This window comes from Rathayibacter sp. AY1F6 (genome assembly GCF_002932035.1).
Classification (GTDB): domain Bacteria; phylum Actinomycetota; class Actinomycetes; order Actinomycetales; family Microbacteriaceae; genus Rathayibacter.
In genome coordinates, this window is the sequence record NZ_PSVD01000012.1 from 44,255 (window position 1) to 69,558 (window position 25,304).

The following is a 25,304-nucleotide window of genomic DNA, read 5'->3' on the forward strand; positions in this document are numbered from 1 at the left end:
TCGACCGAGGGGTGCGGAACGTGGAGGAGCGGATGGACGGCAGGAACGACGAGGGGTGCCCGCGCTGGTGCTCGGGCGAGCACGACGAGCTGGTCGCGGCGGGGGAGCGGCTGCACCGCTCCGCGGCGAGCTCGCTCCCGGTGGTGCTCTGGGCGGGCCGAGACGGGGCCGCGGGCGCGACGGTGCACGTCTCCCTGTGCCGCCCGGGGGAGTCGGGGGAGGACAGGCTCCGCCTGGAGGCCGACGGGCTCGGCGAGGTCGACCTCGATCTCAGCTCGGGGTCGCGGCTGGCCGGCGCGGTGCTCCGGCTACTCGGCGCCTCGTGACGTGCGCGGCGGGTCGGGCGGCAGGAGGTCCGTCAGCTCGATCTCGAGCGCCTCGCAGAGCGCGAGGAGGGTGTGCAGCGTGGGGTTCGCGGGCGAGCCGGGCTTCGACTCGCCCTTCTCGAACTTCTGGTAGGTGTAGCCCGCGAGCCCGGCCGCGTGGGCGATCCGCTCCTGGCTGGCGCCCTTGGCGATGCGGGCCCGGTGCATATTGGTGCCGAGCTCGCGGGCGTAGGTCGCCCAGTCGCGCTCGGGAGTGGGTGTCGACATGCCCGCCAGCTTCGGAGAAGTTCGGCCGCGGGTCAGCCATACACGGATGGGAAATTCCCGGTGGTCATACCCGGGTGACCACCGGCGGCGCCTCCGGAGCCCCGAGGGCCCCGCGACGGCAGCGCCTAGTATGGCCGGGTGCCAGTGAACCCCGAACTCGTCGGGCGCGTCTTCGCGCCCACGGAGCCCTATCAGGTGGGGCGCGAGAAGGTGCGCGAGTTCGCCCGCGCCGTCTCCGCGACCTCCCCCCTGCACCACGACGTCGAGGCCGCCCGCGCCGCCGGGCACCCCGACCTCGTCGCTCCGCCCACCTTCGCCGTCGTCGTGCAGGAGTTCACGCTCCAGCAGCTGCTCGCCGAGCCCGACGGCGGGATCGACTTCAGCCGCGTCGTGCACGGAGACCAGCGCTTCGTGCTGTCCCGTCCGGTCGTGGCCGGCGACGAGCTGACCGCGACCCTCTCGGTCGCCGCCATCAAGAAGCTCGGCGCCCACTCCATGGTCACCACCGAGTCCCGCATGGTCGACGCGAGCGGCGAGCACGTCGTCACCGCGATCTCGACCCTCGTGGTCAGGGGAGACGAATGAGCACCGCACTGCCCGCTCTCGCCGAGCTGAACGTCGGCCAGGTCGTCGCCGAGAGCCGCTTCCCGATCGACCGCGGCACCCTGGTGCGCTACGCGGGCGCCTCGGGCGACTTCAACCCCATCCACTATCGCGACGACGTCGCCGCCGAGGTCGGCCTGCCCGGCGTGCTCGCGCACGGCATGCTCACGATGGGCACCGCGGTGCAGGTCGTCGTCGACTGGGTCGGCGACCCCGGACGCGTGGTCGACTACCAGGTGCGCTTCACCCGCCCCGTCGTGGTGGACCCGCGCGACGGCGCCGCCATCGACGTGGTCGCCAGGATCGGTGCTGTGAACGCCGAGGAGGGCTGGGTCCGCGTCGACCTGGCCGTCTCGGTCGAGGGCCAGTCCGTCCTCGGCAAGGCCCAGGCACGGGTCCGACTCGCGTGACCTCCGCGCCGCTGCTCTCCGCCCTGACCACCCTCCGCGTCGGCGGACCCGCCGAGCGCCTCGTCGAGCCCGCCACCGAGGCGGAGCTGGTCGAGACGCTCGTCGGCCTGTGGTCGGACGACGAGCCGTGGCTGCTGCTCGGCGGCGGCTCCAACCTCCTCGTGGGCGACGACGGGGTCGAGGGCACGGTCGTGCGCGTGCGCACCACCGGCGTCGAGCGGCTCCCCTCCGACGAGCCGGGGCGCGTGCTCCTGCGGGTCCAGGCGGGCGAGTCGTGGGACGGCCTCGTCGCGACGACCGTGGAGCGCGGCTGGGCGGGCCTCGAGGCTCTCAGCGGCATCCCCGGCACGGTCGGTGCGTCGCCGGTGCAGAACATCGGCGCCTACGGCCAGGAGCTCTCGGACACGCTGGTCGCGGTCGACTTCCTCGACGAGGGCGCCCGCGAGCCCGTCCGGCTGACGGCGGAGGAGCTGCAGTTCGCCTACCGCACCTCCGTGATCAAGCAGGGCCGCCGGGGCGCGGTGCTGGCCGTCGAGTTCGCGCTCGAGGAGGTCGGCGCCGAGGGCGACGGCACTCCCGTCGCCTACGGTCAGCTGGCGTCGGCGCTCGGAGTCGCGCTCGGCGACCGCGTGCCGCTCGCGCGGGTGCGCGAGACCGTGCTGGCGCTGCGTGCGGGCAAGGGCATGGTCCTCGATCCGGAGGACCCGGACACCGCGAGCGCCGGCTCCTTCTTCACCAACCCCCTCGTCACGAGCGCGTTCGCCGACTCCCTGCCGCCCGAGGCGCCGCGCTGGCCGGTCGAGCCGACGGCGGAGGCGCCCGTCATCACCCCGCTCGCCGCGGTCGAGGCAGGAGCGCCCGTCGGGCTGCCCGTGCCTCCCCGCGCCGACGGCCTGGTGAAGCTCAGCGCCGCGTGGCTGATCGAGCACGCCGGCGTCTCGCGCGGTTTCGCCCTGCCCGGCTCGCGGGCCGCCGTGTCGAGCAAGCACACCCTCGCCCTGACCAACCGCGGAGGAGCGACGGCCGAACAGGTCGCCGAGCTCGCCCGGTACGTCCAGGGCCGCGTCCTGGCGGAGTTCGGCGTGCTGCTGCACCCCGAGCCCGTCGTGGTCGGCACCGCGGTCTGAGTCCGCGCGGTCTGCGCGCGCAGGCCCCGCGCTCGCGGGGACGCGCGCCCTCCGGCCGCGGCCTCCTCCGGCTCAGCTGTCGCGGCGGATCCAGCGGAAGCCGAAGCGGCAGGCGACGAGCCCCACGACGAGCCAGATACCGAGCACCAGCGCGACGCCGCCGAGGTCCCACGACCCGTTCACCTCCGCCTCCTCGAACCCGCTCGGCAGGAACACGGCGCGCATGCCCTGCGCGATCCACTTGAGCGGGAAGACGCTCGCCGTGTTCTGCAGCCAGTCCGGCAGCGTCGTGAACGACAGGTACGACCCCGAGATGAACTGCAGCACGAGCAGCGGCGGCACGATCACGGCGGTCGCGCTCTTGCCCGAGCGGGGCAGCGCGGAGACGGCGATGCCGAGGATGGCCGACGTCGCGACTCCTGCCAGGTAGACCCAGGCGAAGGTCGCCCAGCGTCCGCTGTCGGTGGGCAGCTCGACCGAGAACACCGTCGCCGCGACGAGGAGCAGCAGGGCCGTCTGCGCGAGGCTCGTCACGAGCACCTGGCCGAACTTGCCGATGAAGTAGCTGAAGACCGGCAGCGGTGCTCCCGCGAGGCGCTTGAGCGTGCCGTCGCCGCGCTCGACCGCGATGTCGACGCCCAGGTTCTGGACGCCCGAGAGCAGGATCCCGGCCGCGGCCAGGCCCGGCACGTAGTACTCCGCCATCGGGATGCCCGGGTCCTGCGGGTTCGCCTGCATCACCGCGGTGTCGCCGAACGCGACCGAGAAGATCGTCAGGAGCAGCACCGGGAAGAGGAAGGTGAAGAACACCTGGTCCGGAGCGCGGAAGTACGAGCGGATCTCGTAGCGGGCCCGGGCGAGTCCGAGGCGGACGGTGCGTCCCGGGCCGGTGGAGAGAGTGCGGGGGCGGGTGGCGACGGCGGTCACGCGGGCTCTCCGATCAGGTCGACCGCGTCGCGGTCCTCGCGGATGAGGTCGAGGTAGATGTCCTCGAGGCTGGGGCGGACGACCTCGAGGGCCGTCGGCTCACCGATCCGGGAGTGCAGCTCGGCGACGGTCCGGGCGGGCTCGGTGGTGCGCAGCCGGTGCAGCACGCCGTCCTCGCGCCACTGCACGATCGGGACGCGCGCCTCGTCCCCTCCGATCGCGCTCATCGGGCCGATGGCCAGGAGCCGCCCGCCGGAGATCACGGCGGCGCGGTCGCCGAGGCGGGCGGCCTCGTCGAGGTAGTGGGTGGTGAGCAGGATGGTCGTGCCCTCGCTCTTGAGCAGAGCGATCAGGTCCCAGAAGGAGTGGCGGGCCTCGGGGTCGAAGCCCGTGGTGGGCTCGTCGAGGAACACCAGCTCGGGGCGGCCGATGATGCCGAGGGCGACGTCGACGCGGCGGCGCTGGCCGCCCGAGAGGCGCCCGATGCGCGAGCGGGCCTTGGACGTCAGCCCGACGGCCTCGATGGTCTCGTCGACGTCGCGCGGTCGCGGATAGAGGCTGGCGAAGTGCGCGATCTGCTCGCGGACCGTCGCGTTGCCGGACTCGCCGCTGGACTGCAGGACGATCCCCAGACGCGCCTTCCACGCCAGGTCGCCGTGGCGCGGGTCGACCCCGAGCACCGACACCTCGCCGCCGGAGCGGTCGCGGTAGCCCTCGAGGATCTCGATGGTCGTCGACTTCCCGGCGCCGTTCGGGCCGAGGAGCGCGAAGGTCTCGCCCCGGTGGATGTCGAAGGAGACTCCCGCGACCGCCGGAGCGCCCCCGTAGTCCTTCCGCAGGTCGCGGACTCGGACGGCGTGGTCTTCGCTCATCGTCACAGCGTGCCCTGTCGCACCCCTCCGGCGACAGTGATCCCCGATTTCCGCCTCCCTCTTGCCCTCCCCGCCCCGAGATGCCAGGCACCCCTCACCTGTCGGACAGGCGTGTCGCAGTACCCGCCGTCACCGTGCGGCACGGTCGAGGGGCGACCGGCGATCCGCGTGTCGGCGGATCGTCGTCCGCGCTGCGCATCCCGCTCTCTGCGACGCACCTCGTCGTCGAGCCGGCCGCGGCCTATCGACGACGCAGGAGGAGAGGGGCTAGACGGTGCCGAAGAGCCGCTGCAAGCGGCGCACGCCCTCGAGGAGCGCGTCGTCGCCGAGGGCGTAGGACAGGCGGAGGTAGCCGCTCGGTCCGAAGGCCTCCCCGGGGACGGTGGCGACCTCGGCCTGCTCGAGGATGAGGTCGGCGAGCTCGAGGGAGGTCGTCGGGGTGGTGCCGTTCCACTCGCGGTTCAGCAGCCCGTTCACGTCGGGGTAGACGTAGAACGCGCCGCCGGGGGTGGGGCACTCGATCCCGTCGATCGCGTTCAGCTCGGCGACGATGGTGCGGCGGCGGCGGTCGAAGGCCAGGCGCATCTCCTCGGCCGGCTCCTGCGGGCCGGTGAGGGCGGCGATCGCGGCGCGCTGCGAGATGTTCGAGACGTTGCTCGAGAGGTGCGACTGCAGGTTCGAGGCGCCCTTGATCGCGTCGGCCGGGCCGACCATCCATCCGACGCGCCAGCCGGTCATCGCGTAGGTCTTCGCGACGCCGTTGACGAGGATCGTCCGGTCGCGGAGGGCCGGCACCGCCTCGACGATCGAGGTCGCGTGCTCGAGCGGGCTCGCGTCGTCCTGGTCGCCGGTGGAGTAGACGAGGTTCTGGTAGATCTCGTCGGCGATGATCCAGAGGCCGTGCTCCTCGGCCCACTCGCCGATCTCGCGGGTCTGCTCGGCCGAGTAGACGGCGCCGGTGGGGTTGGAGGGGGAGACGAACAGGAGCACCTTCGTGCGCTCGGTGCGCGCGGCCTCCAGCTGCTCGACCGTGACCAGGTAGCCCTGGTCGGCGCCCGCGAACACGTCCACCTGCACGCCGCCGGCGAGCTTGATCGCCTCGGGGTAGGTGGTCCAGTACGGGGTCGGCACCAGCACCTCGTCGCCGTCGTCGAGGAGGGTCTGGAAGGCCTGGTAGACGGCCTGCTTGCCGCCGTTGGTGACCACGACCTGCGAGGGGTCGACGGCCCATCCGGAGTCGCGCGCCGTCTTCTCCGCGATGGCCGCGCGGAGGTCGGGGAGGCCCGCCGCGGGGGTGTAGCGGTAGTTCCCCGGGTCGAGCACGGCGGCCGAGGCGGCCTCGACGATGTGCTCGGGAGTGAGGAAGTCGGGCTCGCCGGCGGCGTAGGACACGACCGGTCGGCCCTGGGCCTGGAGGGCCTTCGCCTTGGCGTCGACCTTCAGAGTGGCGGACTCGGCGATGGCGGCGATGCGGGCGGAGATGCGCGTGGTGGAGGACACGACGGCCAGCGTATCCTGCGCGCGCACGGGGCTCCGAGGCCCCCCGCCGCTCGGCTGGACACGCCCTGCGGGTCCACGTACACTCGTCCGAGGTAGTCGATCTCTGCCCTCATCCACAGCGCCCGCGAGGGTCGCGGCGGTGGGGCGGCGGGTCGGTCTCCTCCTCGGATGCTCGCAACGGCATCCATAGGGCGGTGGCTCAATTGGTAGAGCAGCGGTCTCCAAAACCGCAGGTTGCAGGTTCGAGCCCTGTCCGCCCTGCACATCGATGCCCGTCGCACGCGGTCCCCGCGACGCTGCGGTCATCGGTCCAGGGCCGCCCATGACGGGCGGTCGGCCACACCGGAGGTTCCGGTGCGGGAAAGGTGCGTGCAGGTGGCCGGGAAAGCAGTCGACGAGCCGAGCGAGGACGTCGTCGCGATCGCCAATCAGCAGCGAGCCGCGCGGCGCAACCCGTTCGCGCGCATCGCCCTCTTCATCCGGCAGGTCATCGCCGAGCTGAAGAAGGTCGTGACGCCCACCCGCAAGGAGCTGGGCAACTACGTCGTGGTCGTGCTGATCTTCGTCGTCATCATGATGGCGCTGGTGTCCTTCCTCGACTGGGTCTTCGCCCTGGCCGTGACGTACGTGTTCGGCACACCCGCCGCCTAACCCGAGAGCATCCGGGCCGCGCGAGCGGAGGGTGCCGGCGACAGCGGGACGCGCCCCGAGGGGCGCGACCGATCGATCGAGAGAGAGTTGTGACGAGTGTCTGACAGAAACCGCGACGACGTCGACTGGGCGACGGCTGCCGAGCAGTCGTCGGAGGTCGAGGAGGAGCAGGAGGGCGACGTCCAGTCGCAGGCTGAGGACGCCGTCGAGCCCGCCGAGCAGGGTGCGCTGAGCATCATCGACGAGAACGAGTCCGAGGACGACCTCGCCTCCGACCTCGAGGCAGCGCTGGACGCCATCGGCTCCGTCGACGACCCCGAGGCCGACTCCGCGGTCGACGAGGCCGCGCACATCGACACCGTCGAGGAGGCCGAAGCGGCCCTCGAGGCCGTCGAGGACGAGGCCGAGGTCGCCGCCGAGGACGCCGAGTCCGCCGGTGAGGACCTCGCCGACATCGACCCGTACGAGGCCTTCCGCACCGAGCTGCGCGGCAAGCCGGGCAAGTGGTACGTCATCCACTCCTACGCCGGCTTCGAGAAGCGCGTGAAGTCGAACATCGAGAACCGCAAGGTCTCGCTCGAGGCCGAGGACTACATCTTCGAGGTCCAGGTCCCGATGGAGGACGTGGTCGAGATCAAGAACGGCCAGCGCAAGATGGTCACCCGGGTGCGCATCCCCGGCTACGTGCTGGTGCGCATGGACCTCAACGAGGACTCGTGGTCGGTCGTCCGCCACACCCCGGGCGTCACCGGCTTCGTGGGCAACGCCCACAACCCGACCCCGCTGCGCTTCGAGGAGGCCTTCACGATGCTGAAGAGCCTCGTCGAGATCAAGGATGTCGCCCCCTCGAAGACCTCCGGTGCCAAGGGCCAGAAGCAGGCCCAGCGCGTGCTGCCCGCCGAGGTCGACTTCGAGATCGGCGAGACCATCACCATCAAGGAGGGCTCGTTCGCGGGTCTTCCCGGCTCGATCAGCGAGATCAAGCCCGAGAGCGGCAAGCTCACCGTGCTCGTCTCGCTCTTCGAGCGCGAGACCCCGGTCGAGCTGTCGTTCGACCAGGTCACCAAGCTCTGACGCATCGCCTCCGCGCCGCGTGAACGCCCCCTCCGCACGTCGGAGGGGGCGTTCGCCGTTCCGGGCGGCGCCCCCTCCGGCACCGCCCCACGCGCCCCCGGGCGTCGGCCCCTCCTCCGCCCTGTCGGGGGTGGCCCCGCTCGTGTAAGCTCGTACGGGTTTTCGTGTCGGCGCCCGCCTCTGTGCGCGCCGGACGACCCTCCTCCACCGCGATCCGGCACCGTCGGATGCGCGGGAGAGCGGCCGGGAGCCCCCGACCGCTCGAACCCTGAGAAAAGGAATCAGAATGGCCCCCAAGAAGAAGGTCACCGGCCTGATCAAGCTCCAGATCAAGGCCGGCGCGGCCAACCCCGCGCCCCCGATCGGTCCGGCGCTCGGTCAGCACGGCGTCAACATCATGGAGTTCTGCAAGGCGTACAACGCGCAGACCGAGTCGCAGCGCGGCAACGTCATCCCCGTCGAGATCACCGTCTACGAGGACCGCTCGTTCACCTTCGTGCTGAAGACCCCGCCCGCGGCGGAGCTCATCAAGAAGGCCGCCGGCGTCGCCAAGGGCTCCTCGACCCCGCACACCGTGAAGGTCGCGAAGCTCACCCAGGCGCAGGTCCGCGAGATCGCCGAGGCGAAGCAGGTCGACCTTAACGCCAACGACATCGACGCCGCCGCGAAGATCATCGCCGGCACCGCCCGCTCGATGGGCATCACGGTCGAGTAGCGCGACGCGCTGCTCGACGGCGGGAGCGACGCGCCCACCGGCGCGGACCCACCGCGGAAGCCTCGAGAACCCGACGGCGGCCCCTCAGCGGGCCGCACGCCCGGGCCGGAAGCGCCTCCGCAGGACCTCTCCGCCTCCCGCGAGCAGCAGTCACGGCCGCGATCGCGGCACCACCAGAACTCCATCACCCCCGTGGGAGAGCCCGCCAGGCTCTAGAACCACATTCTCGTTTCAAGGAGAAACAACATGGCACAGAAGTCGAAGGCCTACCGGGCCGCCGCGGCCAAGCTCGAAGAGGGCAAGTTCTACACGGCCGACGAGGCCGTCGCGCTCGCCCGCGAGACCGGTTCCGCCAAGTTCAACAGCACCGTCGAGGTCGCCCTCAAGCTCGGTGTCGACCCCCGCAAGGCCGACCAGATGGTCCGCGGCACGGTCATCCTGCCCCACGGCACGGGCAAGACCGCCCGCGTCATCGTGTTCGCGACCGGTCCGGCCGCCGAGGCCGCGCTGGCCGCCGGTGCCGACGAGGTCGGCGGCGCCGAGCTCATCGAGAAGGTCGCGGGCGGGTACACCTCGTTCGACTCCGCCGTCTCGACCCCGGAGCTCATGGGCCAGGTCGGCCGTCTCGGAAAGGTGCTCGGCCCCCGCGGCCTCATGCCCAACCCGAAGACCGGCACCGTGACCCCGGACGTGGCGAAGGCCGTGACCGAGATCAAGGGCGGAAAGATCGAGTTCCGCGTCGACAAGCACGCCAACGTGCACCTCGTCGTGGGCAAGGCCGCGTTCACCGAGGAGCAGCTCCAGGAGAACTTCAAGACCGCGCTCGACGAGATCCTCCGCCTCAAGCCGTCCTCCTCGAAGGGCCGCTACATCCAGAAGGCCGCCGTCTCGACGACCTTCGGCCCCGGCATCCCGCTGGACGTCAACGTCCTGGCCTGAGCCGAGCACGCACTGACGTGAGGAGGGGGTCCGCTTCGGCGGGCCCCCTCCTTCGTCGTCCCGGCATACTGGACCGGTGATCCGCCGCTCCGCTTCGCCGCGCCTCCCGTGACCGTCCGCCGGGCGTCTGCCGCCGACGCCGAGGCCCTGGCCGAGCTGGCCGCCGCGACCTTCCCGCTGGCCTGCCCGCCGCACACCACCGCGGAGGCGAAGGCCGAGTTCGTGCGCACCGTGCTCTCGGTCGAGCGCTTCCGCGACCACCTCGCCGATCCGCTCCGCTCGCTCCTGGTCGACGACGACTCCGGCGCGCTGACCGGCTACGCGATGCTCGTGCGCGGGGAGCCCGCCGACGCCGACGTCGTCGCGGCGATCCGGCTGCGTCCGACCGTCGAGCTCAGCAAGTTCTACCTCCTGGCCGGCCGGCACGGCTCCGGAGCGGCGGCCGCGCTGATGGCCGCGACCCTCGAGGAGGCGCGGGATCACGGTGCCGCGGGCGTCTGGCTCGGCGTCAACGAGGAGAACGCGCGTGCTCAGCGGTTCTACTCCAAGCACGGCTTCGCGGTCGTCGGCCGCAAGCGCTTCCTCGTCGGCGACCGCTGGGAGGACGACTTCGTCCTCGAGCGCTCTCTCGCCTGACCCTCCCCGCGAGACGCCGCCCGGGTACGCGACACGCTCCGCGTGGCGTACCGGAGCGGCATCTCGCCGAGGTCAGCCCTCGGAGACGGTGAGGACGATCTTGCCGCGGGTGTGGCCCGTCTCGAGCTGCTCGTGCGCCTCGCAGGCGCGGGCCAGGGGGAAGATGCCGTCGATGAAGACGCGGACGTCGCCCGACTCGAGCAGGCGCGAGACCACGCCGAGGGTCGCCCCGTCGGGAGCGACGCGGTAGGTGGAGGCGCGCACGCCCGCAGCGGCCGCCTCCTCGAAGAACCCGGGCCAGCTCCCGGTGGGCGCGTTCACGATCAGGCCCCCGGGGCGGAGGACCCTCAGCGAGCGCGAGCCCGTGTCGTCGTGGACGTTGCCGACCAGATCGATGACCACGTCGACGCCGGACAGCAGCTCGTCGAAGCGCTCGGCGGTGTGGTCGATCACCTGCGCGGCGCCGAGCTCGTGCAGCCACTGGAGGTTGCGGGTCGAGCCGGTCGCGATCACCGAGGCGCCGAAGTAGGCGGCGAACTGCACCGCGAAGTGGCCGACTCCGCCCGACCCGGCGTGGATGAGGATCCGCTGGCCCTCGTGCGCCTTGGCGAGCTCGACGACCATGCCCCAGGCGGTGAGCGCCGCGAGCGGGACGCCGGCCGCTTCGACGTGCGAGAGCGTCGACGGCTTCCGCGCGATGGAGACGCTCGGCACGCTGACGTACTCCGCGTAGGAGCCCGAGTAGCGCGGCACCATGACGAAGCCGTAGACCTCGTCGCCCGGCCGCAGCGGATGCGCCGGGTAGGGGCTCGAGACGACGACGCCCGAGAAGTCGTGGCCGAGGACCGCCGGGTAGGAGGCGATCTGCGAGGCGACCCCCTGGCCCGCGCGCGTCTTCGCGTCGAGCGGGTTCACGCCGGCCGCGACCACCTTCACGGTGAACTCGGCGTTGATGGCGGAGGGTGTCGGCACGGTCGCCAGGTGCAGGGCGGAGGCGTCGCCCGGCGCGTCGATCACCGCCGCCGTCATCGTGTCGGGGAGGACGACCTCCTCCGGGATCTCGCCGATCGCGAGGCCGTGCCCGAGCGCGCTGGTGTGCATCGTCGCCTTTCCTGTCGCTGAGGCGTGCGGGTGGAGCGTGCCGAGGACGTCGCCCCCGATCCCCGCATCCGACGCCGCGACCAGTCAATCGAGGCAATGAGTCGGCGCTGTTACGGGGGTGTCACCCTCGGGAGAAGATTGGCGCGCGGAGCCGCGGGCGCCCGGTCTGGCACGATGAGGGGATGCGACGCCGACGTACCCTGCTGGTCGGCGGTGCCCTCCTTGTCCTGGCCGGGCTCGTGGTCCTCCTGGCCGCCCGGATCAGCATCGGCACCAGCCGCTGGGTCTATGTCAGCGAGATGGGCGCGCCGGACCTGCCGACGGCGGGCGCCTTCGAGGCCGCCCTTCTGCTCGTGGCGGCCGGCGGTGCGCTGATCGCCGCGGGCGCCTGGCCCGTGCGCGCCCGCCTGCTGCCCGCCCTCCGCCCGGCGGGCGCCATCCTCCTGGCGGCCGCCTGCTTCGCGCTCGCCTCGCAGGTGACCTGCACGGCGGGCTGCCCGCTGCCGGTCGGGCCGGCCTTCCGCTGGCAGGACCTCATCCACACCTCGGCCGCCGTGCTCGGCTTCGGGGCCGCCTGCGCCGCGATGCTCCAGCTGGCGACCGTGCGGGGGCGCCCTGCGGTCGCGCGGCTCTCGCTCGCCGCCGGGATCTCGGTGGCGGTCGTCGCCGGGACGGGTGGGATCCTGTCGCTCCTGCGCGTGTGGCTGCGGCTCGGCGGCACGCTCGAGTTCGTGGCGACGGCGATCGCAGTGCTCTGGCTCGCGTTCGTCGGCCTGGTGCTCGCGCTCGAGGACCTCAGCGCCGAGCGAGCCAGCCGCGGACGTGCCCGCGGATCCGGTCCTGCTGAGCGGCGAAGCCCTCGTCCCGCGACGGCACCCGCTCGCAGTCCGCATCCGGAAGAGCCCTAGCCCACGCCTCCGCGACCTCGACCGGGTGCACGGGGTCGCGCTCGGCCGCGATCACCAGGGTGCGCGCGATGACCTCGCCCAGCTCTCCGGAGTCGCGGTAGGCGGCGTTCCGCGGGATCTGGGCGAGCCGGACGGCGCGCTCGGCCGCGCGCGGGGAGCGGAACTGCAGCGTCAGCGCCTCCGCCGACGCGGGGGACACCTCGGCGGCGCGCGCGAACAGGCCCGAGGCGCGGAACATCCGCTCGCCGCGCTTCGCGCCGTGGTCGTGCAGCAGCTGCGCGATGACGGGGAACACGGTGAGGTTCTCGGGCAGCGGCTCGGCGGTGAAGGCGGGACGCACGAAGACGGCGCGGTCGATCGGCAGCACGCGTCGGACGGCGAGGCGCAGGGCGATCGCGGCGCCCATCGAGATGCCGAGCACCGTGAGCGGCTTGTGCGCGGCTCCGGAGCGCACGATCTCCTCCGTCACCTCGTCGGCGAGCGCCTCGAGGGCGAAGTCGCCGGGCGCGCCGAGCAGCTCGGAGGCGCCGTGGGCGCGGACGTCCGGAGCGATGACCTCGCTGCCGGCGGGGAGGGCGGAGCGCAGCAGCCCCAGCGGCTGGGAGCGGTCGCCGCCCAGGCCGTGCAGGAGGAGGACCGTCACCGGGCGCGCGTCCGCTCGTGCAGCTCGGCCATCAGCATCCCCGCCAGCCGCACGAGGATGTGGATCTCGTCCTCGTCGCGGTCGACCCAGCGGGAGTTCGGCTCGCCCTCGATCGGCACGAAGTCGCGGTGCTGCTCCCAGACGACGAGCGTGCGCTCGGCGCCGAGGACGTACTGCTGCCAGAAGACCTGCCGCAGGTAGTGGCGCGGGATGCTCCGCCACGGCTTCGTCGTGGTCTTGATCTCGCAGAGCTCGAGCCGGCCGTCCTCGCGGAGGCCGATGCCGTCGGGCGTGGCGAGGTGGCGCCGCTCCTGGCTCGCGTGGAAGAGGGTGCTGCTGGGCTCGATCGCGTGCTCGCTCCGCACCCAGGCGGCGATCTCGGGCTCGCGGGCGCGGCCGTGGTCGGTGAAGGCGTTGCCGCCGAAGCCGGTGCCGTAGAGCTTGTCGAGCGCTGCCTTGCCGATCGCGGCGGGGGAGGAGAGGCGGGCGACGTCGGTCGCCGTGATGCCGCGCGAGCGGGCGCGGAGCCAGGCGACGCGGTCCGAGGAGTCGGCGACGACCCTCCGGAGGTGCGGAGGCTCGGCGTCCGTGAAGACGGGCTGCGTCTCCCAGGGGAAGGAGAGCTGCAGGTCGGGCACCGATTCATTCTCTGCCCCCTGCGGCGCCCGGTCGAATCGGCACGCCGACCCGCGGCGTCTCACCGGGGCGCGACGGCTCGCGCCGGCGGCTCAGGCGTCGAGGAAGGCGTCGACGTGCGCGGGGGAGAGGAGGTGGCGCCGGACCATCAGGGCGGCGCCGCGGACGCCTCCGCCCTGGGCCGCGGCCTGCACGATGTCGAGCGCGCGGGTCGCCAGGGGGAGGGAGCGGCGGTAGACGACCTCGCGGACCCCGGCGAGGACCTCGTGGCTGGCCTGGGCGATGCTGCCGCCGACGACGATGACGGACGGGTTCAGGAGGTTCACGCAGGTGGCGAGCACCTCGCCGATGTCGCGGCCGGCGGCGCGCGTGAGCTCGACGGTGGTGGGGTCCCCGCCGGTCAGCAGGGTGACGACGTCGGAGGTGCTGGCGGCGTCGATCCCGGACTCGGTCAGGCGGCGGGCGATCGCCGAGCCGCTCGCGATCGCCTCGAGGTCGGCCTCGCCGCGGTCGCCGGGGACCTGCACGTGGCCCAGGTCGCCCGCCGCTCCGAGGGCTCCGCGCTGCAGGGCGCCGCCGCTGACGATCCCGGCTCCGATGCCGGTGGAGACCTTCACGTAGAGGAGGTCGTCGACGTCGGCGTAGTGGTCGGCGTGCTCGCCGAGCGCCAGCAGGTTCACGTCGTTGTCGACGAGGACGGGCACGGGGAGGCGGCGGCCGACGAACTCCGGGATGTCGAAGCGGTCCCAGCCGGGCATGATCGGCGGCTTCACCGGGCGGCCCGTCGCGTGCTCGACGGGTCCGGGGACGCCGACGCCGACTCCCGCGAGCGGGCCGGCCGCCGGAGTCCGGCCGAGCAGGGCCGCGGCGACGTCGAGGGCGTGGCCGAGGACGGCGAGGGGGCCGTCGGCGATGGCGATGCTCTCGCGGCGGCGGGCGAGGACCGTGCCGTCGAGGTCGGTCAGGGCGACGACGGCGTGCGCGGCGCCCAGGTCGACGGCGAGGAGGCTGCGCGCCCGGGGGTCGAAGGCCACGCGGGCGGCGGGACGGCCGCCGGAGGAGGGGGCGTCGTCCTGCCGGGCGACCAGGCCGGAGGCGGTGAGGACGTCGAGCTGGGCGGAGACGGCCGCACGCGGCAGGCCCGTCTCGGCGACCACGTCGGCCCGTGTCCGGGGCGCCCCGTCGGCCAGCAGGAGCAGCAGCTCGCCGACCGCGCTGACGGTGATGCGGCGGCGCGGGGACATGGCCAGAGTCAACCACAGCGCCCGTGCTTCTGTGCGGCGGGTGCCCGACTTGGCGGGCGCGCAGGGCTAGTTTTGCTTGTCCGTGAGCAAAAGTCCGCGTAGGGTTCGAGGCACACCTTCCGATGCGATCAGGAGCCCCACCGGTGGCCACACCCCCAGACCTCTCTGTCCAGCTGTACTCGGTGCGCGAGCCGCTCGCGGCCGATCTGCCCGCCACCCTCGACCGCCTCGCGGCGATCGGCTTCACCACGGTCGAGCTCTTCGGGTTCGTCGACCTGGCCGACGCCTACCGCGCGGCGCTCCCGGCCAGCGGACTGCGCGCTCCCAGCGCCCACGCCCGCCTCCTCGGCCCGCAGGGCGACGCCACCGTCGACGAGATCCTCGACACGGCCGCCTCGCTCGGCGTCGAGACCGTGATCGACCCCTTCGTCGACCCGACCCGCTGGACCACCGCGGACGACGTCGCCCGCATCGCCGACGATCTGAACGCGCTGGTCGACTCCGCCGCCGCCCGCGGCCTGGTGCTCGGCTACCACAACCACGCCTTCGAGTTCGAGAACCGCGTCGACGGCCGCAGCGCCTTCGAGCACCTCGCGGGCCTGCTCGACCCGCGCATGGTCCTCGAGCTCGACACCTACTGGGCGGCCGTCGGCGGCGACGACCCGGTCGAGGTGCTCGGACGCCTCGGCGACCAGGTGCGCTTCCTGCACGTGAAGGACGGCCCGATCTCGGCCGACACCCAGGAGCAGCTGCCCGCGGGCGAGGGCGCGATGGACGTCCCGGCGATCCTCGTAGCCGCTCCGCAGGCCCTGCCCGTGCTGGAGTTCGACGCCTACGCCGGCGACATCTTCGAGGGCCTGGAGTCGGCCCACCGCTACGTCTCGGGGCTCGGCGCATGAGCGGCACCGGCCGCGTGGGCGTCGGCGTCATCGGCGCCGGCAACATCAGCACCCAGTACCTGACCAACCTCACCGTCTTCCCCGACCTCGAGGTGCTCTTCGTCGCCGACATCGACCTCGAGCGGGCGAGGACCCAGGCCGAGGCCTTCGGCGTCCCCGCCTCCGGCACCGTCGAGGAGCTCCTCGCGCACGAGGGCATCGAGATCGTCGTGAACCTCACGATCCCGGCCGCGCACGTCGAGGTCGCGCGCCGCGCGGTCGAGGCGGGCAAGCACGTGTGGACCGAGAAGCCCTTCTCGCTCGACCGCGACAGCGGGATCGAGCTGCTCGCGCTGGCGAAGGACAAGGGGCTGCGCGTCGCGACCGCTCCCGACACCTTCCTGGGCGCGGGCCTCCAGACGGCGCAGCGCGTGATCGAGAGCGGAGCCATCGGCACGCCGCTCTCCGCCCTCACCCTCTTCCAGGGCCCCGGCCCCGAGTCGTGGCACCCGAACCCGGAGTTCTTCTTCGCCGAGGGCGGCGGACCGCTGCTGGACATGGGCCCGTACTACATCACCACGCTCGTGCAGAACCTCGGCCCCGTCGAGAGCGTCACCGCCGTCTCGTCCCAGGCCCGCGCCACCCGCGTGGTGGGCTCCGGCCCGAAGGAGGGCACCGAGTTCCCGGTGACCATCCCGACGCACATCGGCGGGCTGCTCCGCTTCGAGTCCGGGGCCTCGGCCCAGGGCGTGTGGAGCTTCGAGTCGAGCCTGCCGCGCACCGGCTTCGTCGAGATCAACGGCTCCGAGGGCACCCTCGTCCTCCCCGACCCGAACCAGCACGACGGAGAGATCACCCTGCACCGCCGCGGGTCCGCCGAGCCGGAGGTCATCGCGGCGACCGGCTCGACCGCCTCCCGCGGCACCGGCGTGCTCGAGCTCGCCCGCGCGATCCGGGCCGACCGCCCCGAGGCCGCCTCCGGAGACCTCGCGTATCACGTCACCGACGTGATGCTCTCGCTGCTCGAGGCCGCCGAGACCGGCGAGAAGGTCCTCGTCACCAGCTCCGTGACGCCCCGCCCCGCACTGCCCGAGAGCTGGGACCCGACCGAAGCGACCCTCTCCTGATGCCCGCGCCCCTGCGCGTCGGCGTGCTCGGCGGCGGCTTCATGGCGGCCGTGCACAGCCGCGCGGCCCGCAGCGCCGGAGCGGTGCTCGCCGGAGTCGCCTCCTCCACCCCGGAGAAGGGCGAGCGGGCGGCGGCCGAGCTCGGCGTCGAGCGCGCCTACCCGGACGCCCGGGCCCTGATCGAGGACGAGAGCATCGACCTCGTGCACGTCTGCACCCCGAACGCCACGCACGCCGCACTCGCGCTCGCGGCGATCGAGGCGGGCAAGCACGTGGTGTGCGAGAAGCCGCTCGCCGCGACTCTGCGGGAGGCGGAGTCGCTCGCTGCGGCCGCGTCCTCCGCCGGCGTGGTGGCGACCGTCCCGTTCGCCTACCGCTTCCACCCGATGGTGCGCGAGGCCCGTGCCCGCGTCGCCTCCGGCGAGACCGGCCGCCTGGTCACCGTCCGCGGGAGCTACCTCCAGGACTGGCTGCTGGGCGCCTCCGACGACAACTGGCGCGTCGACCCGGCCGCCGGCGGCCGCTCGCGCGCCTTCGGCGACATCGGCTCGCACCTGGTCGACCTGCTGGAGTTCGTCACCGGCGACCGGATCGACTCGCTCGCCGCGATCACGAGCACCGTCCACGCCGAGCGCGGCGGCCGCCCGGTGAGCACCGAGGACGTGGCCGGCCTGATCGTCCGGCTCGAGGGCGGCGCCGTCGGCACGCTCCTCGTCTCGCAGGTCACCGCGGGCCACCGCAACGAGCTGGTGCTCGAGGTGTCCGGGCTGGAGGAGTCGCTGCGCTTCGAGCAGGAGCTCCCCGAGACGCTGTGGGTCGGCCGGCGCGACAGCGCCCTGCTGGTGCCGCGCGACGCCTCGATCCTCGCGCCCGATGCGGCCCGGCTCTCGATCGTGCCGAGCGGTCATCCGATGGGCTACCAGGACGCCTTCACGGCGTTCGCCCGCGACACCTACGCCGCCGTGGCGGGCGCCGACGTGGAGGGTCTGCCGACCTTCGCCGACGGCCTCCGCGCGGCGCGCATCACCGAGGCCGTGCTCGACGCGGCCGAGACAGGCGCCTGGGTGACCGTGCCCGCCGCCGACGACCGGACGGAGATCGCCGCATGAGCGACGAGAAGACCTACCCCGCCACCCACCCCGTGACGCTGTTCACCGGCCAGTGGGCCGATCTGCCCTTCGAGGAGGTCGCCCGACTCGCCGCCGAGTGGGGCTACGACGGACTCGAGATCGCGGCCTCGGGCGACCATCTCGACCTCAAGCGCGCGGACGAGGACGACGCCTACGCAGCCTCGCGCCTGGAGATCCTCGACCGCTACGGCCTCGAGGTCTTCGCCATCTCGAACCACCTCACCGGCCAGGCCGTCTGCGACGACCCGATCGACTTCCGCCACAAGGCACTCGTGCGCGACTACACCTGGGGCGACGGCGACGCGGAGGGGGTGCGTCAGCGCGCCGCCGAGGACATGAAGCGCTCGGCGCGGGTCGCCCGCAAGCTCGGCGTGGACGTGGTCGTCGGCTTCACCGGCTCGAAGATCTGGCCCTACGTGGCGCAGTTCCCGCCGGTGCCGGCCTCCGTGATCGACGAGGGGTACGAGGACTTCGCGACCCGCTGGAACCCGATCCTCGACGAGTTCGACGCGAACGGCGTGGTCTACGCGCACGAGGTGCACCCGTCCGAGATCGCCTACGACTACTGGTCGAGCGTGCGCACCCTCGAGGCGATCGGGCACCGCCCGGCCTTCGGCTTCAACTGGGACCCGTCGCACATGATGTGGCAGGACATCAACCCGGTCGGCTTCATCGTCGACTTCAAGGACCGGATCTACCACGTCGACTGCAAGGACACCCGCCTGCGCCCGAAGAACGGCCGCGCCGGCGTGCTCGGCTCGCACCTGCCGTGGGGCGACCCGCGCCGCGGCTGGGACTTCGTCTCGACGGGGCACGGCGACGTCCCGTGGGAGGACGCGTTCCGGGCGCTGGAGTCGATCGGCTACTCCGGCCCGATCTCCATCGAGTGGGAGGACGCCGGGATGGACCGCCTCCACGGCGCGAAGGAGGCCGTCGGCTTCATCCGCTCGCTGCTCTGGAGGACCCCGACCGCGTCGTTCGACGCCGCGTTCTCGAACCAGTAGCCGCGCGGCTCCCCTCGGCGGGATCCCGCTCCGGTCCGCAGGCCACGTCGCCCGCGCCGGATCGGGGTCCTGCAGGCGGGGGTGGGGTCAGTCGGCGGCCTTGGCGGCGCGCTCGGACTTGATGCGGGCCTGCTCGCGGCGGACCTCCGCGTAGCGGTTCTGCTCGACGCGCAGCCACTCGGGGACCTCGTCGAGCAGGGCCTGGATCTCGGGAGTGGTCAGCGCCTCGGTGACGCCGCCGCGGGCGAGCCCCGAGATGGAGACGTTCAGCCGGGAGGCGATGACGGAGCGGGGGTGCGGCCCCTCCTCGCGCAGCTGCACGAGCCAGGCGGGCGGGTTCGCGGCGAGCTCGTCGTACTGCTCGCGCGTGATCGCCGACTCCTGGAACTCCTCCGGGGTCGCGGGCAGGTAGACCTGCAGCTTCTTCGCCGCGGTCGCAGCCTTCATCGTCTGTGTCGCCTTGGCCATGCGGCAACCCTACCGGCGCGGCGCGGACCACCTACCCTGAGGGGATGAGCGAGCAGCCCGAGACCGTCGACCCGCAGGCCGCTCCCGAGGCGGAGGGGCGTCCGGAGGGCGGGGCGGACGCGGCGGCTGTCGACGCGTCGGCCGGATCGGGCGCGGTCGGCGCCGGAGCCGGAACCGAGTCGGACGACACCGACGGCGACTCCGAGGACGGCGACTCCGACGACCTCGACTCCGAGGACAGCGACGCCGGGGACAGCGACGCCGGGGACAGCGATGTCGACGACGCCGACTCCGACGACGCCGACTCCGACGCCGAGGACGCCGTCCCCGACGGCCCCGTGCTCGCCGTCGCCCTCGTGCCCGGCGTCACCCCCACCAAGTGGACCCGCGTCTGGGGCCAGCGCCGCTCCGATCTCCCGCTGCGCATCACCGTCGTCGCCGAGCGCGATCAGGAGCAGGCGCTGCTCGACGGCCGCGCGCAGCTGTCGTTCGTCCGCGGCGACGTCTCCTCCTCCGCCCTCAGCTCCATCCATCTCTATGACGAGCAGCCCGTCGCCGTCGTCGGCCGCGAGCACGCCCTGGCCGCCGCGGACGAGCTCGACGTCGCCGAGCTGGCCGGCGAGCACCTCCTCCAGGATCCGGAGGACGTGCCGGAGTGGGCCGCGGTCGCCGAGGAGCTCGCGGACGGCTCGCGGCGCCCGCTGCCGCGCATGGCCGGCCTCGACGACGCGGTCGAGCAGGTCGCGGCCGGCGTGGGCGTGCTGATCGTGCCGCAGTCGGTGGCGCGCGTGCACAGCCGCAAGGACGTCACCGCGGTGCCGGTGACCGGCGTCGCTCCCTCCTCCGTCCGCCTCGCCTGGGTGACGGACGACAAGGGCGACGACGTCGAGGACTTCATCGGAGTCGTCCGCGGCCGCAGCGCGAACACCACGCGCGGCACCGCCGCGACGCCGAAGGTCGAGTCGCGGGCGAAGGCCGCCAAGGCGAAGGCGCGGGAGGCGCGCGAGAAGGCGGAGAGGGCCGGCGGCGGCAAGAAGAAGCCGGCCCGCGCCAAGGCGTCGGCGCCGGCGGTGCGGCGCACCCGCAAGCCCCGCGGCCGCTGACCGTGGCCGACGACGCCGGCTGGTCGCTCCGCCCCGCGACCGCGGAGGACGCGGCAGCGATCGCCGAGCTGCGCGCGGTCGTCATGCGCCCGTCGCTCGAGACGCTCGACCGCTACGACGAGCACCGCGTGCGGCACCGCTTCCTCGACGGCTACCGGCCCGAGCTCACCCGGGTGATCGAGCTCGACGGCGCCTTCGCCGGGAGCATCGCCGCGCGGGTCGAGCCGGACGCGGTCTGGATCGAGCACTTCTACCTGGCGCCGCACGCACAGGGACGCGGAGTCGGCGGCGCCGTCCTGCGCCGGGTGATGGCGGAGGAGGCGCGGCCGGGTCTGCCCTTCCGGCTCGACGTGCTGAAGCGCAGCGACGCCCGCCGCCTCTACGAGCGGCACGGCTTCCGGTTCGAGCGCGCTCTGGAGTGGGACGACATCCTCGTCGCGCCGCCTGTCTCCTGACCCCTGATCGGGGAGGACGACGGGGCGCGGGCCGCCGCTAGCATGAGCGCGATCCCCTCCGCCGGGTCGGCCGCAGGGCGACCTCCTCCTGGAAGCAGGCACTCCGCCGTGTCCCCGCTCGTTCTGAGGTCCGCCGCCTCCGCGGTCCTCGTCGCCGCCCTGGCGATCACCTCCAGCCCGCTCGCCTCCGCCGCATCGGCGGCCGCGCCGTCGGCCGCCCCCGTCGCCGCATTCGGCGCCGCCTCCGATGCGCCCCGCTCGATCGTGCTCCCCGAGGGGCAGCCGCTCTGGCAGCCCAGCGCCGAGTCCCCCCTGCCCGCCGTGCCGGACGAGGCGCCGAGCGCCGCCCGTGCGAGCGCTGCGGCGTCGATCAGCGGCCGTGTCGTGGTCGAGGAGGCCGACGGCTCGATCGCGACCACCACCCCCCGCGGTGCCCTCCTGAACGTCGAGGTCTGGTCGAGCGAGGCGGGGCTCCTCGGGAACCACTCCGTCGCCGGCGACCTCACCTTCAGCATCGACGGGCTCACCGCCGGGCAGACCTACTACCTGCTGATCAAGGACAACGCCGACCTGTACGCCGACCTCTGGTCCGGCGGCAGCGCCGTCGCCCGCAGCGCCGAGCCGCTTCAGGCCCCGGCGGCCGGCGTGCAGCTGCGCACCGCACGGCTGGGGTCGCTCGAGGGACGCCTGAGCGGCGTCGCGGGCGACCAGCGCGTCGACATCTGGTACCGCGACCCGGGAACCGACGGCTACTTCCGCACCGGCGAGCTCGACCTGATCACGGGCGGCGACAACCCGTACTCGTTCCAGCAGGTCGTCCCCGGCGACTACCTCGTCCGGGCGTCGAGCCGCGACGACGTGATCGACGACAGCTACTGGGACCACGTCCTCCGCTCGGGCGACGCGGGCGACGTGCGCGTCCCGGTGGGCGGATCGGCCGCCGGGATCGACCTCTCGCTGAGCAGCGACTACCAGCAGTACACCGGCCGCCTCGCCGGATCGGACCGCTACGCGACCTCGGTGGAGGCGACGGGCTACTTCTCCCCGGGCATCCCGGTGCTCTACGTGGCCAGCGGGGCGAACTGGCCGGATGCGCTGAGCGCCGGCCCGGCCGCCGCCGCCCTCGGAGGCGCGCTCCTGCTCACCGATCCCGACCGCCTGCCTCGGGTCGTCTCCGACGAGATCCGCCGCCTCCGCCCGGAGCGGGTCGTGGTCGTCGGCAGCGAGCTGAGCGTGAGCCCCGGGGTCCTCTCCGCGATCCGCTCGATCGTCGGCGGCACCGAGCGCATCGGCGGGACGGACCGCTACGACACCTCCCGCCGGATCGTCGCAGACGCCTTCGGCAGCGGCCCCTACTCGAACATGTTCGTCGCGACCGGCACGAACTTCCCTGACGCCCTGTCGGCCGCGCCGATCGCCGGCTGGCGTGCGCAGCCCGTGCTGCTGGTCGACGGTGCGACCTCGAGCGCCGACTCCGCGACCGCGACCGCGGTGCGCGATCTGGCGCCGGAGCACGTGGAGTTCCTCGGCGGCGACCCCTCGATCCGGGACGCGTACGTGGCGGACTTCGAGCGTCGCGGCCTCGCCCCCTCGGTCTCGAGGATCGCCGGCCGCGACCGCTACGAGACCAGCGTCGAGCTGAACAGCGCCTACCCCCAGTCGCTGCTGCAGGACAGCGTCTTCCTCGCCGCGGGGTCCTCCTTCGCCGACGCCCTCTCGGGAGCGACGACGGCGGCGGCCCTGGGCTCGTCCGTGCTGCTGACCGAGCGCGACTGCGTGCACGACTCGACGCTGCGCTTCCTGGCCTCCAACTCGAAGAACTACGCGTTCCTGCTCGGCGGGGAGCCGACGCTCACCGAGGACGTGGCGAACCTCCGCAACTGCGAGTACGACTTCTGACGACGCGTGCTCCCGGGGTCCGGGGCTAGGGTGCGAGCATGCCCACGAGCGATGAGACCTGGACCCTGGCCGAGCACGACGTACCGGTGTCCCGCAGCGGTGAGGGCGGCCGCGCGCTGATCCTGATCCACGAGGTCTGGGGGGTCGACGGGCACATCCGCTCGGTCGCCGACCGCTACGCGGCCGAGGGCTACAGCGTCGTCGCCCCCGAGCTCCTGGCCGACAGCGGCCTGCTCGAGCAGCTCGACGAGGAGCAGCGCGCCGACTACGACCACCCGGTGCGGCGCCTGCCGCGCCAGGTCGAGCTGCGCACCTTCTTCGCCCCCGTCTTCACTCCGGAGCACGCGACGCGCACCGTCGCGATCCTCCGCGCCCTCGTCGAGCGGCTCCTGCGCCAGGAGGGCGCGACCAGCGTCTCCGTCACCGGGTTCTGCTACGGCGGCACCTTCTCGTGGGCGCTCGCGCTGGCCGAGCCGCGGCTGGCGGCGGCCGTGCCGTTCTACGGGCACGTCACCGCGTCCGCGGAGGAGCTCGGCGCGCTGCAGGTGCCGGTGCTGGCGTTCCTGGGCGATCAGGACGCTCCCCTCGTCGAGCAGGTGCCGCGCCTCCGCGAGGCGACCGAGGGCAAGGACGTCGAGGTCGTCGTCTACCCGGGAGCGGGCCACGCCTTCTTCAACGACGCGAACGAGCAGACCTACCAGGCCGAGGCGGCGACCGACGCCTGGCCGCGGGCGCTCGCGTTCCTCGGAGCGCACGCGGGCTGAGCGGGCTGTGCGGGATCAGCGGGTGAGGATCCACGCCACCAGGTAGCTGCGCGAGTCGGCGCTGTCGATCGAGGAGTCCGGCAGGCGCTCCGCCCGCGCGAGAGCCGCGGCCGGGTCGCTCGTCGCCTGGAGCATCAGCACGTAGTCGGCGAGCGGCGCGCCTGAGGCTCCGGCCACGAGCTCGTCGACCCGCGAGGGGTCGGGGAGGAACGCGGTCGACGGCGGCATCGGGATCAGCTCGATCCCCAGCAGCGCCGAGGGTGTCGCGTCGAAGAAGGTGGCGTAGTCGCGCTTGCCGCCCCAGTTGATCGCGACGAACGGCGCTTCGAAGCCGACCGGCGTCTCCGGGCTCAGCCACAGGTCTGCGGCCGCCTGCGTCTCGAGGGAGAGCAGCCAGCGCGCCTCCTCGAGCAGCGGCGCGTTCCCGGAGGCGGCGGCCCAGAGGGCGAGGCCGTTCCAGGCGTTGACCGCCTCGGACACCGACTCCTGGTCGTTGCCGTCGCGGGACGGAGCGAGCCCCGAGGCCCAGGAGTGGCCGCGGTACACGTCGAACACGCGCAGCCGCGGGAACTCGGCGGTGTCGACGGGAGAGGCGAGATCCAGGGCGAGCAGGTCCGCGACGGTCCGGTACCGCTCGAGGAGGGACGGGTCCTCAGCGGCCAGCATCCCGACGGCGGAGAGCAGGTAGCCGTAGTGGAAATGGTGGTCGTTGAACGCGTCGGACCCGAACGACGGCGCGGAGCCGACGACGCCTCCGAGCACCGGGTCGTAGACGACGCACTTCACGGCGCCCGGTGCGCAGCCGCGCGGGTCGAGCCACTGGTCGAGCTCGGCGGCGATCCGGTCGTGCAGGTCGGCCGCCACCTCCTCCAGGCCGAGGTCGACGGCGAGACGGTGCAGAGCAGCGGCGCGGTAGAGCTCCTTGCCGGCTCCGTAGGTGTCGGGCGCGGCGAAGCGGGTGGCCGCGGCGTCGAGCGGCACCTGCGTCCGGAGCGTCGTCTTCTCCTCGGCCGTGAGGGAGCCGAGATCGAGCGCCCCCGACTCGACGATAGTGGGGGCGGCGCGGGAGAACGACGTTCCCGCACGGAGCCCCACCCGGCCGTAGAGCGTGTCGTAGCCGATCGCCCCCTCGGCCCCGAGGCCGAAGAACGTCTCGGCGCCGCCCTCGGTCCGCAGCGCGTAGGTCGTGGTGGTGGTGCTCGCCGTGACGACGTGGGAGACGCTCGCGCCCTCGAGGGGCACTGCACGACGCCGAAGCTCGTCGATCCGCGCCCTGCTCGCTCCCGGAGGCACCGCGAAGAGGAGCAGCGTGCCGTCCAGCGTCATCCGGGGGAACGCATCGAGGGCGGCGGCGGGCGCCACCAGCCCGTACCGCTGTCCGCCCGCGGTGACCAGGAGCAGGCCGCCGGCCGCGCGCTCGGGAGCGGTGGCGCCTCCGATCAGCACCGTCTGGGCGCTCTCGGTCCGGTAGGAGGCGTAGGGCCAGCCCTCGGCTGCGACGAGCTCACCGGCACCCGCGAGGCTCCAGTGCGCGACGAGGTCGTCGAACGCGGAGAGCGCCACCGCGCTCGAGGGGACCGTCACGGTGAGATCGTCCCGGGCGAGGGCGTAGACGGTCCGCGGAGCCGCCTCCACGATCGGGAGGCCCACGGTGAAGCCGTCGGCGCGCGGCGTGACGGTGAGGATCCCTGTGTAGAGCGGGAGATCCTCCCCGAACACCGGTCCGGACACCCACGAGTTCGTCGGCGGCCGCACCCCTTCGGCGAGCCGCGCCGTCCCCGCGTAGGGGCCGGGGACCTGCGGCAGCTCCCGCGCGTGCACGGACGCTGCCACGGCCCAGTCGGACGCGGAGCCGTCGGACGTGCATCCGGTAAGGCCTGCGATCGCGAGGGCGAGA

At 73.2% G+C, this 25,304-nt stretch carries 28 protein-coding genes and 1 tRNA gene; 19 read left to right on the top strand and 10 right to left on the bottom strand.

Annotated features, from left to right (window positions below):
• Positions 1-32 precede the first annotated feature (32 nt).
• Positions 33-326 (top strand): DUF6907 domain-containing protein, encoded by a 294-nt coding sequence (locus C5C44_RS11080; RefSeq protein ID WP_104335864.1) that lies wholly within the window; start codon positions 33-35, stop codon positions 324-326.
• Here the strand turns inward: C5C44_RS11080 and C5C44_RS11085 are convergent.
• Positions 309-593, bottom strand: a complete 285-nt coding sequence (locus C5C44_RS11085; protein WP_104223625.1) for a helix-turn-helix domain-containing protein — start codon at positions 591-593, stop codon at positions 309-311. The genes C5C44_RS11080 and C5C44_RS11085 overlap by 18 nt on opposite strands.
• A gap of 138 nt (positions 594-731) precedes the next feature.
• On the opposite strand from C5C44_RS11085, the gene C5C44_RS11090 reads away from it, so the two are divergent.
• The 3 genes from C5C44_RS11090 to C5C44_RS11100 are packed head-to-tail and all read left to right on the top strand — an operon-like array spanning position 732 to position 2,733.
• Positions 732-1,178 (top strand): MaoC family dehydratase N-terminal domain-containing protein, encoded by a 447-nt coding sequence (locus C5C44_RS11090; RefSeq protein ID WP_104227045.1) that lies wholly within the window; start codon positions 732-734, stop codon positions 1,176-1,178.
• On the top strand, positions 1,175-1,606 hold the full coding sequence (locus tag C5C44_RS11095) for a MaoC/PaaZ C-terminal domain-containing protein (RefSeq protein WP_104335865.1): 432 nt from the start codon (positions 1,175-1,177) through the stop codon (positions 1,604-1,606). Before C5C44_RS11090 ends, C5C44_RS11095 begins: the two co-directional genes overlap by 4 nt.
• Positions 1,603-2,733, top strand: a complete 1,131-nt coding sequence (locus tag C5C44_RS11100) for a UDP-N-acetylmuramate dehydrogenase (protein WP_104223628.1) — start codon at positions 1,603-1,605, stop codon at positions 2,731-2,733. Before C5C44_RS11095 ends, C5C44_RS11100 begins: the two co-directional genes overlap by 4 nt.
• A 72-nt stretch (positions 2,734-2,805) precedes the next feature.
• On the opposite strand, the gene C5C44_RS11105 is transcribed toward C5C44_RS11100, so the two are convergent.
• From C5C44_RS11105 to C5C44_RS11115, 3 genes are all read right to left on the bottom strand, one after another.
• Entirely contained in the window at positions 2,806-3,660 is an 855-nt protein-coding gene (locus C5C44_RS11105) for an ABC transporter permease (protein ID WP_104223629.1), read from the bottom strand.
• Positions 3,657-4,532, bottom strand: coding sequence for an ABC transporter ATP-binding protein (locus C5C44_RS11110; RefSeq protein WP_104254889.1), 876 nt, complete (start codon positions 4,530-4,532; stop codon positions 3,657-3,659). The genes C5C44_RS11105 and C5C44_RS11110 overlap by 4 nt, the downstream gene beginning before the upstream one ends.
• 267 nt (positions 4,533-4,799) lie before the next feature.
• Positions 4,800-6,041: a pyridoxal phosphate-dependent aminotransferase gene (locus tag C5C44_RS11115; RefSeq protein ID WP_374953262.1), complete on the bottom strand. Its 1,242-nt coding sequence runs from the start codon at positions 6,039-6,041 to the stop codon at positions 4,800-4,802.
• Between the two features lie 179 nt (positions 6,042-6,220).
• Here C5C44_RS11115 and C5C44_RS11120 point away from each other — a divergent pair.
• The 6 genes from C5C44_RS11120 (at position 6,221) to C5C44_RS11145 (ending at position 10,047) form a co-directional block, all read left to right on the top strand.
• A tRNA-Trp gene (locus C5C44_RS11120) sits at positions 6,221-6,293 on the top strand.
• A 114-nt stretch (positions 6,294-6,407) separates the two neighbouring features.
• Positions 6,408-6,683, top strand: coding sequence for a preprotein translocase subunit SecE (gene secE, locus C5C44_RS11125; RefSeq protein WP_068208793.1), 276 nt, complete (start codon positions 6,408-6,410; stop codon positions 6,681-6,683).
• Between the two features lie 96 nt (positions 6,684-6,779).
• Positions 6,780-7,757 carry a transcription termination/antitermination protein NusG gene (gene nusG / locus C5C44_RS11130; protein WP_104223631.1) on the top strand — a complete coding sequence of 326 codons (978 nt, stop codon included), beginning with the start codon at positions 6,780-6,782 and terminating at the stop codon, positions 7,755-7,757.
• A gap of 286 nt (positions 7,758-8,043) precedes the next feature.
• Positions 8,044-8,472 carry a 50S ribosomal protein L11 gene (rplK, locus tag C5C44_RS11135; protein WP_104223632.1) on the top strand — a complete coding sequence of 143 codons (429 nt, stop codon included), beginning with the start codon at positions 8,044-8,046 and terminating at the stop codon, positions 8,470-8,472.
• A 246-nt stretch (positions 8,473-8,718) separates the two neighbouring features.
• Entirely contained in the window at positions 8,719-9,411 is a 693-nt protein-coding gene (rplA, locus tag C5C44_RS11140; RefSeq protein WP_104223633.1) for a 50S ribosomal protein L1, read from the top strand.
• A gap of 108 nt (positions 9,412-9,519) precedes the next feature.
• Positions 9,520-10,047, top strand: coding sequence for a GNAT family N-acetyltransferase (locus tag C5C44_RS11145; RefSeq protein ID WP_104335866.1), 528 nt, complete (start codon positions 9,520-9,522; stop codon positions 10,045-10,047).
• Between the two features lie 72 nt (positions 10,048-10,119).
• On the opposite strand, the gene C5C44_RS11150 is transcribed toward C5C44_RS11145, so the two are convergent.
• Complete coding sequence (locus C5C44_RS11150) at positions 10,120-11,148, bottom strand: NADP-dependent oxidoreductase (protein WP_374952914.1); 1,029 nt, start codon at positions 11,146-11,148, stop codon at positions 10,120-10,122.
• A gap of 182 nt (positions 11,149-11,330) precedes the next feature.
• Here C5C44_RS11150 and C5C44_RS17045 point away from each other — a divergent pair, with 182 nt between their 5' ends.
• Positions 11,331-12,056, top strand: coding sequence for a DUF998 domain-containing protein (locus C5C44_RS17045; RefSeq protein WP_104223635.1), 726 nt, complete (start codon positions 11,331-11,333; stop codon positions 12,054-12,056).
• Here C5C44_RS17045 and C5C44_RS11160 read toward each other — a convergent pair.
• The 3 genes from C5C44_RS11160 to C5C44_RS11170 form a co-directional block, all read right to left on the bottom strand.
• Positions 11,944-12,699 carry an alpha/beta fold hydrolase gene (locus C5C44_RS11160; protein ID WP_181074521.1) on the bottom strand — a complete coding sequence of 252 codons (756 nt, stop codon included), beginning with the start codon at positions 12,697-12,699 and terminating at the stop codon, positions 11,944-11,946. The two genes, C5C44_RS17045 and C5C44_RS11160, sit on opposite strands and share 113 nt — an antisense overlap.
• Entirely contained in the window at positions 12,696-13,328 is a 633-nt protein-coding gene (locus tag C5C44_RS11165; protein WP_104223661.1) for a YqaJ viral recombinase family protein, read from the bottom strand. The genes C5C44_RS11160 and C5C44_RS11165 overlap by 4 nt, the downstream gene beginning before the upstream one ends.
• 99 nt (positions 13,329-13,427) lie before the next feature.
• Positions 13,428-14,579 (bottom strand): ROK family transcriptional regulator, encoded by a 1,152-nt coding sequence (locus C5C44_RS11170; protein ID WP_104223637.1) that lies wholly within the window; start codon positions 14,577-14,579, stop codon positions 13,428-13,430.
• 143 nt (positions 14,580-14,722) lie between these two features.
• On the opposite strand from C5C44_RS11170, the gene C5C44_RS11175 reads away from it, so the two are divergent.
• The 4 genes from C5C44_RS11175 to C5C44_RS11190 are packed head-to-tail and all read left to right on the top strand — an operon-like array spanning position 14,723 to position 18,718.
• A complete protein-coding gene (locus C5C44_RS11175) occupies positions 14,723-15,478 on the top strand; it encodes a sugar phosphate isomerase/epimerase (RefSeq protein WP_258063498.1) in 756 nt (251 codons plus the stop codon).
• The gene (locus C5C44_RS11180) at positions 15,475-16,584 is read left to right on the top strand and encodes a Gfo/Idh/MocA family protein (protein ID WP_104223639.1); all 1,110 of its coding nucleotides are present in this window, start codon (positions 15,475-15,477) and stop codon (positions 16,582-16,584) included. Before C5C44_RS11175 ends, C5C44_RS11180 begins: the two co-directional genes overlap by 4 nt.
• Positions 16,584-17,693 carry a Gfo/Idh/MocA family protein gene (locus C5C44_RS11185; protein WP_104223640.1) on the top strand — a complete coding sequence of 370 codons (1,110 nt, stop codon included), beginning with the start codon at positions 16,584-16,586 and terminating at the stop codon, positions 17,691-17,693. The genes C5C44_RS11180 and C5C44_RS11185 overlap by 1 nt, the downstream gene beginning before the upstream one ends.
• Positions 17,690-18,718, top strand: coding sequence for a sugar phosphate isomerase/epimerase (locus tag C5C44_RS11190; protein WP_181132816.1), 1,029 nt, complete (start codon positions 17,690-17,692; stop codon positions 18,716-18,718). The genes C5C44_RS11185 and C5C44_RS11190 overlap by 4 nt, the downstream gene beginning before the upstream one ends.
• 87 nt (positions 18,719-18,805) lie before the next feature.
• Here C5C44_RS11190 and C5C44_RS11195 read toward each other — a convergent pair whose 3' ends face one another.
• Positions 18,806-19,186, bottom strand: coding sequence for a DUF5997 family protein (locus C5C44_RS11195; RefSeq protein ID WP_104223641.1), 381 nt, complete (start codon positions 19,184-19,186; stop codon positions 18,806-18,808).
• Between the two features lie 44 nt (positions 19,187-19,230).
• On the opposite strand from C5C44_RS11195, the gene C5C44_RS11200 reads away from it, so the two are divergent.
• The 4 genes from C5C44_RS11200 (at position 19,231) to C5C44_RS11215 (ending at position 23,407) form a co-directional block, all read left to right on the top strand.
• Positions 19,231-20,289 (top strand): LysR substrate-binding domain-containing protein, encoded by a 1,059-nt coding sequence (locus C5C44_RS11200; RefSeq protein ID WP_104335867.1) that lies wholly within the window; start codon positions 19,231-19,233, stop codon positions 20,287-20,289.
• 2 nt (positions 20,290-20,291) lie between these two features.
• Complete coding sequence (locus C5C44_RS11205) at positions 20,292-20,744, top strand: GNAT family N-acetyltransferase (RefSeq protein WP_258061255.1); 453 nt, start codon at positions 20,292-20,294, stop codon at positions 20,742-20,744.
• Between the two features lie 108 nt (positions 20,745-20,852).
• Positions 20,853-22,643 (top strand): cell wall-binding repeat-containing protein, encoded by a 1,791-nt coding sequence (locus C5C44_RS11210; RefSeq protein WP_104335868.1) that lies wholly within the window; start codon positions 20,853-20,855, stop codon positions 22,641-22,643.
• A gap of 38 nt (positions 22,644-22,681) precedes the next feature.
• Complete coding sequence (locus C5C44_RS11215) at positions 22,682-23,407, top strand: dienelactone hydrolase family protein (protein ID WP_104335869.1); 726 nt, start codon at positions 22,682-22,684, stop codon at positions 23,405-23,407.
• A gap of 15 nt (positions 23,408-23,422) precedes the next feature.
• Here C5C44_RS11215 and C5C44_RS11220 read toward each other — a convergent pair whose 3' ends face one another.
• Positions 23,423-25,240: a glycosyl hydrolase gene (locus C5C44_RS11220; RefSeq protein ID WP_104335870.1), complete on the bottom strand. Its 1,818-nt coding sequence runs from the start codon at positions 25,238-25,240 to the stop codon at positions 23,423-23,425.
• Positions 25,241-25,304 lie beyond the last annotated feature (64 nt).